The sequence below is a fragment of the Kluyvera genomosp. 3 genome (assembly GCF_011765685.1).
Taxonomy (GTDB): Bacteria; Pseudomonadota; Gammaproteobacteria; order Enterobacterales; family Enterobacteriaceae; genus Kluyvera; species Kluyvera georgiana_A.
On sequence record NZ_CP050321.1, the window covers coordinates 597,937 to 611,452 of the forward strand.

The window sequence follows — 13,516 nt, forward strand, 5'->3', positions numbered from 1 at the left end:
GGCCCGCATTCTGTAAGCAATTATATTGTAATTATTTACCTTGTGAATTAAGGTCGCCGCAATGGAGTAACAACTGGTATCTCCTGCGTTGGTTTATGCGGTCCACGACAGGTTGTTACCTGAAAGTCATTAACCATAATAAGGAGTTTAGGATGAAAGTCGCAGTCCTTGGTGCCGCCGGCGGTATTGGCCAGGCGCTTGCCCTACTACTAAAGACCCAACTGCCTTCAGGTTCAGAACTCTCTCTCTATGATATTGCCCCCGTCACGCCAGGTGTGGCGGTCGATCTCAGCCATATTCCGACGGATGTTAAAATCAAAGGCTTCTCCGGTGAAGACGCTACACCTGCGCTGGAAGGGGCTGATGTGGTCCTGATTTCTGCCGGTGTGGCGCGTAAGCCCGGTATGGATCGCTCCGATCTGTTTAACGTTAACGCCGGGATTGTCAAAAACCTGGTGCAACAAATCGCCAAAACTGCCCCGAAAGCCTGTATTGGTATTATCACCAACCCGGTGAATACCACAGTGGCCATTGCCGCTGAAGTGCTGAAAAAGGCGGGCGTATATGACAAGAACAAACTGTTCGGCGTGACCACGCTGGATATCATCCGTTCCAACACTTTCGTGGCGGAGCTAAAAGGTAAAAGCGCCAGCGAAGTTGAAGTGCCGGTGATAGGCGGCCACTCTGGCGTGACCATTCTGCCTTTATTATCGCAAATCTCCGGCGTGAGCTTCTCCGATCAGGAAGTGAACGACCTGACCAAACGCATCCAGAACGCGGGCACCGAAGTGGTGGAAGCGAAGGCGGGTGGCGGCTCGGCTACGCTCTCCATGGGCCAGGCGGCGGCGCGTTTCGGCCTGTCTCTGGTTCGCGCCCTACAGGGCGAGAAGGGCGTGGTTGAATGTGCCTATGTCGAAGGGGACGGCCAGTACGCGCGCTTCTTCTCGCAGCCGCTGCTGTTAGGTAAAAACGGGATTGAAGAACGTCAGTCGATTGGCAAACTGAGCGCTTACGAACAGCAGGCGCTGGAAGGTATGCTTGAGACGCTGAGAAAAGATATTCAGCTGGGTGAAGATTTCATCAATAAATAAGGCGTGACGCCTTAGACGTGACAAAGGGGCCAATGGCCCCTTTGCTTTTTCTGCTGTTTAGCCCGACGCCGGATATTCCTGAATGGTGACCTGCATGGTCAGTTTCTTATCATCACGCATCACGACCACCGGAATGACCGATCCCGGACGAATCTCGGCGACCTGGTCCATGGTTTCCAGCGCGGAAATCGCCGGTTTGCCGTTGACCGAAATAATCACGTCGTTGTTCTGAATACCCGCCTGTGCCGCCGGGCCATCCGGGGCTATCTCATTGACGACAATCCCCTGAATTTGATCGATACCGCCGCCCTGTGAATGCAGCGGGGCAATTTCTCGTCCGCTGATGCCGATAAAGCCGCGAATCACGCGTCCGTCACGAATCAGCTTATCCATAATTTTGGTTGCCAGCTGGAACGGAATGGCGAAACTCAGCCCCTCCGGGGTTTCACCGTCGTTACTCTTATCGAAAGAGAGGGTGTTAATGCCCATCAGCTCACCCAGCGAGTTGACCAGCGCGCCGCCGGAGTTACCGTGGTTGATAGAGGCATCGGTCTGCAGGAAGTTCTGTCGACCACTTGGGTTGAGGCCGATACGACCTGTCGCGCTGATAATCCCCTGGGTAATGGTCTGCCCGAGGTTGTACGGGTTGCCGATGGCCAGCACTACGTCACCGATGTGCGGTGTGCGCTTCGGGTTAATGGGGATGACCGGCAGGCCGCCGGTGGCGTTGATCTTCAGCACCGCCAGATCGGTCAGGCTATCGGAGCCGACCAGCAGGGCTTCAAACACGCGACCATCCTGGAGGGCGACGATGATCTGATCGGCATCGTTGATCACATGTTTGTTGGTAATAATGTAGCCGCGCTCGTCCATGATCACCCCGGAGCCGAGCGTTTTGATTTCCAGCTGATTATTGGTGTTGCTGTTCAGACTGCGGTTATAGACGTTCACCACCGCAGGGGCAGCGCGGCGCACCGCCGTGTTATAGCTGGCGGGGGCTTCATCTGTACTGCTAAAGCGCTCGGTGGATAACGGATTCCACTGACGCAACGAAGGGACGGTGACAATGAGTATGCCGCCAACCAGTAAACCAAGTGCAACCGAACGTAAGAGCTTTACAAGCATGATACAGGCATCGTTGATGAGGAAACTGGACGAAGCATACCACGAGAAAAACCGGACATACATTCCAGGCTATGCCCGGTTTTTCGTGGATTAGCGCAGAAGCAGGTAAATACTTTCATTACCGCGTATGACATTCAGCGCGATAACCGCCGGTTTCGCTTCCAGCACTTTGCGCAGTTCGGCAATCGACTGTGTCGGCTGGCGGTTGATACCGATGATGACGTCATCTTTATGCAGGCCGATTTGCGCGGCAGGGCTACCTTTTTCCACGCCAGAAATGACAACCCCTTTAGTGCCGCTTTTCGCCTGGCCATCGCTGAGCGATGCCCCTTCCAGCGCCGGGATAATCAGCTGTGCGCTGGCGGTTGATGAGGCGCTCTTATCCAGCGTCACCTCCACTTCCAGTGGTTTACCATCGCGGAGCAGGCCCAATTTGACCTTCGAACCCGGTTCCGTGGTGGCGATGCGCGAACGCAACTCGGCGAAACTGTTCAGCGGCTTGCCGTTCAGGCTGGTAATCACGTCGCCGGATTTAATTCCCGCTTTTGCTGAACCGGAGCCAGGCAGCACTTCGCTAACGAATGCCCCGCGCTGCACATCGAGATTAAACGCTTTGGCGATGTCGGCGGTCATCTCCATTCCGCGGATGCCGAGCAGGCCGCGTTTGATTTCACCGAACTGAATCAGCTGTTGAGCGAGGGTCTGTGCCATGTTGCTCGGGATAGCGAAGCCGATACCGACGCTGCCGCCTCCGGGGGCCAGAATGGCGGTGTTAATACCGATCAGCTCGCCGTTCAGGTTTAGCAGCGCGCCGCCGGAGTTGCCGCGGTTGATAGCCGCATCGGTCTGAATGAAGTTCTCCAGCCCTTCCAGATTGAGGCCGCTACGGCCCAGCGCCGAGACGATACCGGATGTGACGGTCTGCCCCAGGCCGAACGGGTTCCCGACGGCCACGGCGAAGTCGCCCACGCGCAGTTTGTCGGAATCGGCGATGGCGATTTGCGTCAAATGGCTGGCTTTCTGGATTTGCAATAGCGCGATGTCGCTCTGGTCGTCGCTGCCGATAAGCTTCGCTTCAAACTCACGGCCATCGTTCAACTGAACGCTGATTTTCTGCGCGTCGCTGATGACGTGATTGTTGGTTAGCACGTAGCCTTTAATGGCATCAATAATGACGCCGGAGCCCAGACCTTCAAACTGCTGGGTGGGCTCATTAGCCGTGTTGCCGCCATCGTCGCCAAAGAACTTTTTGAGCTCGTCTGGCACCTGTTGATTCACGGGGGCCGTTCCTTCTACCTGAACGCTCACCACCGCAGGCAGCACTTTCTCCAGCATCGGCGCGAGGCTAGGTAGCGCGCCCTGGCCTGGAACCTGTGTCGGCAGCGACGCGAACACCGGCGCTGGAGCTGCGAGGGATAACCCAACGCTTAACGCCAACGCACTTAACAGTAAAGTTGATTTATTCATTGATGCTGGCCCTCATGACCCTGGATGCAAGAACACGACTTCCCGAAAAGACTGATGTTATTGAAGTAAATATAGACGGCGTAGGCAGAAGAGGACGGGCGCATGCCATGCGCCCGTAAAATATTTGTGGAATGCAGATTAATCGCGTTTTGCACCGCTACGCAGCAGACCGGATGCGCCGTCGGAGTAGTCGCGCGGCATCTGTACCGGCGCCTGATCGTTTCCGGCTTCGGACTCGGCCAGACGGTTGCGGAACGGGTTGGCTTCCGCAGACATGCCCGGCAGCAGATTGCTGGAGCTTTTCGCCATGTGCTGGTAGATCTGGCGATAGTCATCGGCCATGTTATCGAGCAGCTCGGCGCTGCGGGCGAAATGGCTGACCAGCTCTTCGCGGTACTCTTCCAGCTCGGCTTTGTTTTTCTCCAGCTCGTACTGCAACGCCTGCTGCTGGCGTAATTTACGATTACCAAAACGCATGGCTACGGCACCGATGATGATACCGACAACTAACCCAATTAGCGCGTATTCCCAGGTCATGAACATCTCCCATTGTTTTGTTGTTCCGTAGGGTATTGGCGGCTTCGGCAACTCCATACCAGCGCCCGATAGTGCCACTATAACCGCTAATCCTGTAGAAGTGGAATCCTGACGCATCATCGCGTAGTGTAGAACGGACTTTTTTTAGTCAATCGTGAAGTAAGACATACCGGTTTTCAAAGGAATAACAATTAGATCATGCAAAGCCAGTCCCCCACATCGCGCTACCTTCAGGCCCTCGAGGAGGGCAGCCATCAACCTGACGATGTTCAGCGCGAGGCGGTAAACCGTCTCGATACCATTTACCAGGAACTCCAGCATAAAACGCCCGTCTCCGCCCCTGTCGGTGGCCTGCGCGCGCGTTTTGGCAAACTGCTCGGCAAGAAAGAGCCTGACGCGCCGAGCGCCGTACGTGGCCTGTATATGTGGGGCGGCGTGGGGCGAGGGAAAACCTGGCTGATGGATATGTTCTATCAAAGCCTACCGGGCGAGCGGAAGCAGCGCCTGCACTTCCACCGCTTTATGTTACGCGTGCATGAAGAACTGGCCGCGCTCCAGGGGCACACTGACCCGCTGGAAATTGTGGCCGAACGCTTTAAAGCCGAGACCGACGTGTTGTGTTTTGATGAATTTTTTGTTTCCGATATTACCGATGCCATGCTCCTTGGCGGCCTGATGAAGGCGCTGTTCGCGCGCGGTATTACGCTGGTCGCGACCTCCAACATTCCGCCGGATGAACTGTATCGCAATGGGCTACAGCGCGCGCGCTTCCTGCCGGCGATCGAGGCGATTAAAGAGCACTGCGATATCATGAATGTCGACGCGGGCATCGACTATCGTCTACGCACGCTGACGCAGGCGCACCTGTGGCTTTCGCCGCTCAACACAGAGACCCGCCAGCAGATGAATAAACTGTGGCTGGCACTGGCGGGGACGCCGCAGATGAACCAGACCACGCTGGAGATTAATCATCGTCCGCTGCCGACTCTTGGCGTAGAAAACCAGACGCTGGCAGTCTCCTTTAATACCCTGTGCGTCGACGCACGCAGCCAGCACGACTACATTGCGCTGTCGCGTCTGTTCCACACCGTGATGTTGTTTGACGTGTCTGTGATGACGCCATTGCTTGAGAGTGAAGCGCGCCGCTTTATCGCGCTGGTGGACGAATTCTACGAACGCCATGTGAAGCTGGTGGTGAGCGCTGAAGTCGAGTTGTACAACATCTATCAGGGGGAGCGACTGAAATTTGAGTTTCAGCGCTGCCTGTCGCGTTTGCAGGAGATGCAGAGCGAAGAGTATCTGAAGCGTGCGCATATGCCTTAAAGCTCCCCTCTCCCCGTGGGAGAGGGGCTGGGGGTGAGGGCATCAGGCTGTGCATCCCCAAACCCTGAAAAACCCGCAGCAAATCACATAAAGGGGTCGACCTTTGACCCCGACTTCTCTATAATCTTGCGACCCCACGTTACAAGAGAGTTTTTTTCCCAAAACTTTCTCTGCGCCGGCATAGGCTATTCGAAGGGGTAGGTTTGCTGGACAATGTCGTGTGAACCTCAACTGACTAAACGTTTGGGTGTTCACCAACGTGTAACTTATTTATTTGGGTAAGCTTTTAATGAAAACTTTTACAGCTAAACCAGAAACCGTAAAACGCGACTGGTATGTTGTTGACGCGACCGGTAAAACTCTGGGCCGTCTGGCTTCCGAACTGGCTCTGCGCCTGCGCGGTAAGCACAAAGCGGAATACACTCCGCACGTAGATACCGGTGATTACATCATCGTTCTGAACGCTGACAAAGTTGCTGTAACCGGCAACAAGCGTACTGACAAAGTGTACTATCACCACACCGGCCACATCGGTGGTATCAAAGAAGCGACCTTTGAAGAGATGATTGCCCGCCGTCCTGAGCGTGTGATTGAAATCGCGGTTAAAGGCATGCTGCCAAAAGGCCCGCTGGGTCGTGCTATGTTCCGTAAACTGAAAGTTTACGCTGGCAACGAGCACAACCACGCGGCACAGCAACCGCAAGTTCTTGACATCTAATCGGGATTATAGGCAATGGCTGAAAATCAATACTACGGCACTGGTCGCCGCAAAAGTTCCGCAGCTCGCGTTTTCATCAAACCGGGCAACGGCAAAATCGTTATCAACCAACGTTCTCTGGAACAGTACTTCGGTCGTGAAACTGCCCGCATGGTAGTTCGTCAGCCGCTGGAACTGGTCGACATGGTTGAGAAACTGGATCTGTACATCACTGTTAAAGGTGGTGGTATCTCTGGTCAGGCTGGTGCGATCCGTCACGGTATCACCCGCGCTCTGATGGAGTACGACGAATCCCTGCGTGGCGAACTGCGTAAAGCTGGCTTCGTTACTCGTGATGCTCGTCAGGTTGAACGTAAGAAAGTCGGCCTGCGTAAAGCACGTCGTCGTCCGCAGTTCTCCAAACGTTAATTGCTTTCTGCTTCGGCAGACAACAATTTGCGAAAAAACCCGCTTCGGCGGGTTTTTTTATGCCTACAAGACGGGGCTGCCGCGCTCTTTTTCCGCTTTTCAGGAATCCCCTCACCACAAGTCGTTCAAAATCTGGTAGACTATCTTCCAATTTTCTGCCCAAATGCGCGCGATTGTTCATTTTTTGTTTAGTTTGTGAACGAGAATGTCGTTTAGCGTGTAGCTGAGGCTTGTCATCTGGCTAGCCGCCGTTGTGGCTGGTAGCAGTAAAAATTCTGAATATACCTGGAGGTTTTCATGGCTGTCGCTGCCAACAAACGTTCGGTAATGACGCTGTTTTCTGGTCCTACTGACATCTATAGCCATCAGGTCCGCATTGTGCTGGCTGAGAAGGGTGTCAGCTTTGAGATAGAGCACGTGGAAAAGGACAATCCACCGCAGGATCTGATTGACCTCAACCCGAATCAAAGCGTTCCGACACTCGTAGATCGTGAGCTGACGCTGTGGGAATCACGCATCATTATGGAATACCTTGATGAGCGTTTCCCGCATCCGCCGCTGATGCCGGTTTACCCGGTTGCACGTGGTGAAAGCCGCCTGTACATGCACCGTATCGAGAAAGACTGGTACTCACTGATGAACACCGTGATGACCGGTTCCGCCGCGCAGGCTGACGCCGCGCGTAAACAGCTGCGTGAAGAGCTGCTGGCGATCGCGCCGGTCTTCACCCAGAAGCCGTTCTTCCTGAGCGATGAATTCAGCATTGTCGACTGCTACCTGGCGCCGCTGCTGTGGCGTCTGCCGGTAATGGGCATTGAGCTGAGCGGTGCTGGCGCGAAAGAGCTGAAAGGCTATATGACGCGCGTCTTCGAACGTGACTCTTTCCTCGCCTCCTTAACGGAAGCCGAGCGCGAAATGCGCCTTGGCCGGGGTTAATTGAATGGAAGTTTCGCAACTTTCTCCGCGCCGCCCGTACCTGCTGCGTGCATTCTATGAGTGGCTGCTGGACAACCAGCTGACGCCGCACTTGGTGGTAGATGTTATGCTGCCAGGCGTGAATGTGCCGATGGAATACGCGCGTGACGGGCAGATCGTGTTGAACATCGCGCCGCGTGCGGTGGGGAATCTTGAGCTGGCCAACGATGAAGTGCGCTTCAATGCGCGCTTTGGCGGCGTGCCGCGTCAGGTTTCCGTTCCGCTGGCTGCCGTGCTGGCGATCTACGCCCGTGAGAACGGTGCCGGAACCATGTTTGAGCCAGAAGCCGCATACGATGAAAATGTTGAAGGCTTCAACGACGGCGAAGACGTGGATAACGGCGCAAGCGAGACCGTGATGTCGGTGATTGATGGCAATAAGCCGGATAGCGACGACGGAGACGATCCCGACGATACGCCACCACCGCCTCGCGGCGGGCGTCCGGCGCTTCGCGTTGTGAAATAGAAAACAGGCCCATACGGGCCTGTTTTGTTATGGCTATCGTTTAAACGTGACTTTTTCTGGCATGTCGAGGTGAAGCGTCGTCTGGCTTGGCACCGTTTCGGCAATCACCCGACCATGGCGGATAGAGTAACGGGCTGGCGTCTGGCGACGTACGGCATCAAAACCGTTTTCCGCAGGGAGAACCACCAGGTTAGCACTGTTACCGACCTCAAGACCATAATCCTGCAGATGCAGCGTTTTCGCGCTGTGGGTCGTTATCAGGTTCAGCCCATCATTAATCTGCCCGTATCCCATCAGCTGGCACACGTGTAATCCCATATGCAGCACCTGCAGCATATTCGCGGTACCCAGTGGATACCACGGATCGAAGACGTCGTCATGACCGAAGCAGACATTGATATCCGCCTCCAGCATCTCTTTGACGCGCGTGACGCCGCGGCGTTTCGGATAGGTGTCAAAACGCCCTTGCAGGTGAATGTTCACCAGCGGATTGGCGACAAAGTTAATGCCGGACATCTTTAACAGGCGGAAAAGGCGGGAAGCGTACGCACCGTTATAGGAGTGCATTGCCGTCGTGTGGCTGGCAGTCACGCGAGCCCCCATCTCATCACGGTGCGCCAGCGCCGCGACGGTTTCAACGAAGCGTGATTGCTCATCGTCAATTTCATCGCAGTGTACGTCGATGAGTCTGTCGTATTTTTGCGCCAGGGCGAAAATTTTATGCAGCGATTCAACGCCATATTCACGGGTAAATTCAAAGTGGGGAATGGCGCCAATGACGTCGGCGCCCAAACGTACCGCTTCTTCTAACAGCACCTCACCGTTGGGATAAGAAAGAATGCCTTCTTGCGGGAACGCGACGATTTGCAGCTCTACCCACGGCGCGACTTCTTGCTTCACTTCCAGCATGGCTTTCAGCGCCGTCAACGTGGGGTCGGAGACGTCAACGTGAGTACGAACGTACTGGATACCGTTGGCCATCTGCCACTTCAGGGTTTGCATGGCCCGCGCTTTTACATCTTCGTGAGTGAGCATCGCCTTGCGTTCGGCCCAGCGTTCAATACCTTCAAACAGCGTTCCTGACTGGTTCCAGTTTGGTTCGCCAGCGGTTTGCGTGGTGTCCAGATGGATGTGCGGTTCAACAAACGGAGGGATTGCCAGACCGCCTTCAATATCCAGCACATTGCTCTGTGGCGCCGACGCCGTTTCCTGAGGTTCAAAACGGCTAAAGCGCCCATTTTCAATGGTGATTTGCCACAATCCTTCACGCCCCTGCAAGCGGGCCTGACGAAGGGTAATATTATTCTGCATGGCTAACCTCCGAGGATTTAGCAAAGCTACGATTAAAGAGTGGGTTCAGCAGGATATAGCTGAATACGCCGCCGAGGACGGCGTTGACCGGGACAATTCCGGGAATATAGTGACCCGCAGCGATACCCAGTGCAACGGACAGAATGGCCACCCAGTTCACGGTAATAAATTGCGCTTTGTTGAAGTCGGCATATTTGCGGTGGTTCAACAGATAGTCGGCGATGATCACGCCCCCAATGGGGGGAATCGCCGCCGACAGAAAGGTCAGCCAGCCGACAAAGTTATTGTAAAGCCACAGTGCGCACAGCGTCCCAATAATACCGTTCGCCACCGACAGCGTGCGGCTGGAAAGACCGGTAATGTTGGCAAAGCCCAGACCAGATGCGTACAGCGCATTGTCATTGGTGGTCCAGATATTCAGGCCGAGTACCACAATCGCCGGCAGCAGCAGGCCCTGGGCTATCATCACGTCAGAAATATCCGCTTGCCCGACAGCGGCAGCGCCCGCAGCCCCGAAGATAAACATCAATGAGTTGCCGAGGAAGAACGCCACCATCGCAATCAGCACCGCCCCTTTGGCGTTGCGGCCAAAGCGAACGAAGTCGGCGGTTAAGGTACCGGCGCTGACAAACGAGCCGACAACCAGCGCGAGTGCGGTGGAGAAATTGAGCGGCGTCTGCGGCACAATCGTTTTTAAGTGGTCTAAACCGCCAACGTCGCTCACCGCCAGCCAGACCGAGTAGCTGCCCAGAATGACAATCGCAGGCACGGCGATAATCGAGAGAATAGTCAGTGCCGAGATACCGAAGAAGATGGTCAGGGTCATCAACAGCCCGGAAACCGCAATCAGGATATTGACGTCAATGCCCGTTGCTTTGCCCACCGGGATAGCAAACATAGCCACGCCGACGCCAAACCAGCCTACCTGCGTGCCTCCGAGCAGCATGGAGGGAAGCCATGAACCTTTTACGCCAAAGGAGTAACGAGCAAGAAGGTGGGTAGAGAGTCCGGTTTTTGCGCCGATGAAACCAAGAAATGCGGTGTAGATACCGAGGAGGAGGTTACCGAAGAAAACTGCAAGGAAGAAATCATGATAGGAAAGACCGGTACCGAGTGTTCCTCCGGTCCACATACTGGCGGAAAAAAACGTTAACCCCAACATCACAAAGGTGAGTGGAACTACGCCTTTCCGCGCCGCCAGAGGGACGGGCCCCTGGCTATAATTGTTGTCCTGCGACACAATGCCTCCATGAATTTTGCCCAAAAAATCCGCCGCATAATATACAGTTCTCAGAATAAAGCAAACGTTTCCGCGTGATTTTTTGTCGGTTATTATTCATGAGGATGATGATTTCGCCGCTTTCCCTCGGTTTACAGTCAATCCACTCCTGTGGGGTGAGGTGCCAACATGGCTTGTGAACGAATGAGTTCGTCAGCAAGTAGTCGTTCGTCAGGCAACTGCACTTTGTACTCGCTCGCCATGATGGTATTCGGCAGGCCAGTCAGCGCGTAATGCGCTTCCCCCGCGCCTTTCCCCGCGCACAAAATCAGCCCGACGGGCGGGTTTTCTCCCGGCATTGTCCAGTGCTCTTTGGCATAGTTCAGGTACATATTCATCTGCCCGGCATCCGCATAACCAAATTTGCCTACTTTCAGGTCAACGAGCAGCAGGCAGCGCAAACGGCGATGGAAGAACAGCAGATCGACGCGGAACCAGCTATCGTCTATGCGTAATCGGCGTTGGCGGCCAACAAAAGCAAAATCGTCACCGAGCTCCAGCATAAAGTCCATCAGGTGGCTGAGCAGGGCATCTTCGAGATCCGACTCTGAATACGCGTCCTTCAGGTTAAGAAACTCCAGAATGAACGGGTCGCGTATGGCTTGCTCCGGCAAAGCGTTGGGTTCGGCGGGTGCTGGTTGCTGCAACATGGCGGATTTGTCGTGTGACAGCAGCGTTCGTTCGTAAAATTGAGTGGCGATTTGCCGATCGAGCTGCCGCACGGACCAGCCGTTACGTAGCGTCTCTTTCTCGTAAAAAGTGCGGGCATCGGGATTTTTTACCGAGAGTAAACGCACGTAAGCTGACCAGGGAAGTGGGAAAATTTTTGCGAGTTGTAACAGACGTGAAGATTCTGCAGACACTGTCTGCGGAATTTCAATACTCTGAAAACATAGATAAAATGTTCTCATTTGCCACAAATTCCGGGTGGAAAAACCACGCTTATAGCGCAGGCTTAAATCTGCGGATAACCGCTCAATGAGCTGAATACCATAAGCCGCCCGTGCTTCGCCGCCCTGTTCAAACTCGACAATTCTCCTGCCGATTTCCCAGTAGGTTGCCGTCATCAACGCGTTAATACTGCGGACAGTCTCAGTGTGGGCTGTATCTACTAAGCGAATAATACCGTCATGGATTTGCTGATAATCGTCAGCGTGTTGTGGTGGTGTAGGCGTAGTCATGTCATCCCTGGCGCGAGAGTTGCGAAATAAAAAGATATCGCTACCAATACGCTTCAGGCATAGCCCGGTCAATCCAGGAGAGGTGTATTACATTGCGTTGCAGCTGAATTTGCGAGCGGCTTTCGAAGAATGAATTCGTATGTATTTAGCAGAAAAATATTGGCTCCCCATCCATCAGCGTGAAGCTGGGGCAGGGGAGCCAGCAGGAATTACACTTCCAGGTAGTTCATGATCCCGTCAGCCGCTTTACGACCTTCGGCAATCGCCGTTACCACCAGATCCGAACCGCGCACGATGTCGCCACCGGCAAAGATTTTCGGGTTGCTGGTCTGGAAGGCGTTGTCGCTGCCTTCCGGGGCGATGATGCGGCCCTGAGAGTCCAGCTCGACGCTGTGCTTCGCCAGCCATTCCATGCTGTGCGGACGGAAACCGAACGCCATCACCACCGCGTCGGCAGGAACCACGTGCTCGGAACCGGCGACGATTTCCGCGCGACGGCGGCCTTTGGCATCTGGCTGGCCCATCTCGGTACGTGCCATTTTCACGCCGCAGACTTTGCCGTTGGCATTCACTTCTACGCCCAGCGGCTGCACGTTGAACTGGAATTCCACGCCTTCTTCACGCGCGTTTTTCACTTCGCGTTTGGAACCCGGCATGTTCTCTTCATCACGACGGTAGGCACAGGTAACATGCGTTGCGCCCTGACGAATGGAGGTGCGTACGCAGTCCATCGCGGTGTCGCCGCCGCCCAGTACCACCACGCGTTTGCCTTCCATGCTGACGTACGGTTCTTCAGTCGTTTCGCCGAAGCCCATGATCTGCTTGGTGTTGGCAATCAGGAACGGTAGGGCGTCGAATACGCCGGAAGCGTCTTCGTTCTCCAGCCCGCCGCGCATTGACTGATAGGTACCCACGCCGAGGAACACGGCATCGTAATCTTTCAGCAGGTCGTCGAGCTGTACGTCACGGCCCACTTCGACGTTGAGTTTGAATTCAATGCCCATGCCGGTGAAGATCTCACGGCGGCGGGTCATGACTTCTTTCTCCAGCTTGAAGGCCGGGATACCGAAGGTCAGCAGACCACCGATTTCCGGATGACGGTCGAAGACCACCGCCTTCACGCCGTTGCGGGTCAGCACATCGGCGCACGCCAGGCCCGCCGGGCCCGCGCCGATGATGGCGACTTTCTTGCCGGTTTGCTTCACGCCGGTGAGGTCCGGACGCCAGCCCATCTCGAATGCTTTATCGTTGATATAGCGTTCAATGTTGCCGATGGTCACGGCGCCAAACTCATCGTTCAGCGTACAGGAGCCTTCACACAGGCGATCCTGCGGGCACACACGGCCACAGACTTCCGGCAGAGTGTTGGTCTGGTGTGAAAGTTCCGCCGCTTCAAAAATACGCCCCTCGTTCGCCAGCTTCAGCCAGTTCGGGATGTAGTTATGGACCGGACATTTCCACTCGCAGTACGGGTTGCCGCAGGACAGGCAGCGATCTGCCTGCGCTTTGGCCTGGCCTTCGGAAAACGGCTCGTAGATCTCGATAAACTCGATCTTGCGGATCTTCAGCGGTTTCTTCGGCGGATCAACGCGCTGCAGGTCGATAAATTGATAAACGTTCTGACTCATGATGACC

At 55.0% G+C, this 13,516-nt stretch carries 13 protein-coding genes; 6 read left to right on the forward strand and 7 right to left on the reverse strand.

Annotated features, from left to right (window positions below; all coding sequences use genetic code 11):
• Window positions 1-152 precede the first annotated feature (152 nt).
• On the forward strand, window positions 153-1,091 hold the full coding sequence (gene mdh / locus GY169_RS02860) for a malate dehydrogenase (protein ID WP_163447761.1): 939 nt from the start codon (window positions 153-155) through the stop codon (window positions 1,089-1,091).
• Between the two features lie 57 nt (window positions 1,092-1,148).
• Here mdh and degS read toward each other — a convergent pair whose 3' ends face one another.
• The 3 genes from degS to zapG form a co-directional block, all read right to left on the reverse strand.
• Window positions 1,149-2,216, reverse strand: coding sequence for an outer membrane-stress sensor serine endopeptidase DegS (gene degS / locus GY169_RS02865; RefSeq protein ID WP_163447762.1), 1,068 nt, complete (start codon window positions 2,214-2,216; stop codon window positions 1,149-1,151).
• A gap of 90 nt (window positions 2,217-2,306) precedes the next feature.
• Complete coding sequence (degQ, locus tag GY169_RS02870) at window positions 2,307-3,683, reverse strand: serine endoprotease DegQ (protein ID WP_163447763.1); 1,377 nt, start codon at window positions 3,681-3,683, stop codon at window positions 2,307-2,309.
• A gap of 138 nt (window positions 3,684-3,821) precedes the next feature.
• A complete protein-coding gene (gene zapG / locus GY169_RS02875; protein ID WP_064541800.1) occupies window positions 3,822-4,220 on the reverse strand; it encodes a Z-ring associated protein ZapG in 399 nt (132 codons plus the stop codon).
• 198 nt (window positions 4,221-4,418) lie between these two features.
• On the opposite strand from zapG, the gene zapE reads away from it, so the two are divergent.
• The 5 genes from zapE to sspB all read left to right on the forward strand — a co-directional run bounded on the left by zapE (window position 4,419) and on the right by sspB (window position 8,110).
• Window positions 4,419-5,543 (forward strand): cell division protein ZapE, encoded by a 1,125-nt coding sequence (zapE, locus tag GY169_RS02880; protein WP_167574943.1) that lies wholly within the window; start codon window positions 4,419-4,421, stop codon window positions 5,541-5,543.
• 289 nt (window positions 5,544-5,832) lie between these two features.
• On the forward strand, window positions 5,833-6,261 hold the full coding sequence (gene rplM / locus GY169_RS02885) for a 50S ribosomal protein L13 (protein WP_064541805.1): 429 nt from the start codon (window positions 5,833-5,835) through the stop codon (window positions 6,259-6,261).
• A 15-nt stretch (window positions 6,262-6,276) separates the two neighbouring features.
• A complete protein-coding gene (gene rpsI / locus GY169_RS02890; protein ID WP_000829815.1) occupies window positions 6,277-6,669 on the forward strand; it encodes a 30S ribosomal protein S9 in 393 nt (130 codons plus the stop codon).
• A 297-nt stretch (window positions 6,670-6,966) separates the two neighbouring features.
• Window positions 6,967-7,605, forward strand: a complete 639-nt coding sequence (gene sspA, locus GY169_RS02895; RefSeq protein WP_064541808.1) for a stringent starvation protein SspA — start codon at window positions 6,967-6,969, stop codon at window positions 7,603-7,605.
• A 4-nt stretch (window positions 7,606-7,609) separates the two neighbouring features.
• Window positions 7,610-8,110, forward strand: coding sequence for a ClpXP protease specificity-enhancing factor (gene sspB / locus GY169_RS02900; protein WP_163447765.1), 501 nt, complete (start codon window positions 7,610-7,612; stop codon window positions 8,108-8,110).
• A gap of 33 nt (window positions 8,111-8,143) precedes the next feature.
• On the opposite strand, the gene GY169_RS02905 is transcribed toward sspB, so the two are convergent.
• The 4 genes from GY169_RS02905 to gltD all read right to left on the reverse strand — a co-directional run bounded on the left by GY169_RS02905 (window position 8,144) and on the right by gltD (window position 13,509).
• Window positions 8,144-9,421: a cytosine deaminase gene (locus GY169_RS02905; RefSeq protein ID WP_167574944.1), complete on the reverse strand. Its 1,278-nt coding sequence runs from the start codon at window positions 9,419-9,421 to the stop codon at window positions 8,144-8,146.
• On the reverse strand, window positions 9,411-10,661 hold the full coding sequence (codB, locus tag GY169_RS02910; protein WP_163447767.1) for a cytosine permease: 1,251 nt from the start codon (window positions 10,659-10,661) through the stop codon (window positions 9,411-9,413). Before codB ends, GY169_RS02905 begins: the two co-directional genes overlap by 11 nt.
• 137 nt (window positions 10,662-10,798) lie before the next feature.
• The gene (locus GY169_RS02915) at window positions 10,799-11,881 is read right to left on the reverse strand and encodes a YhcG family protein (protein ID WP_167574945.1); all 1,083 of its coding nucleotides are present in this window, start codon (window positions 11,879-11,881) and stop codon (window positions 10,799-10,801) included.
• 209 nt (window positions 11,882-12,090) lie between these two features.
• Window positions 12,091-13,509 (reverse strand): glutamate synthase subunit GltD, encoded by a 1,419-nt coding sequence (gene gltD, locus GY169_RS02920; protein ID WP_064541823.1) that lies wholly within the window; start codon window positions 13,507-13,509, stop codon window positions 12,091-12,093.
• Window positions 13,510-13,516: the final 7 nt, after the last annotated feature.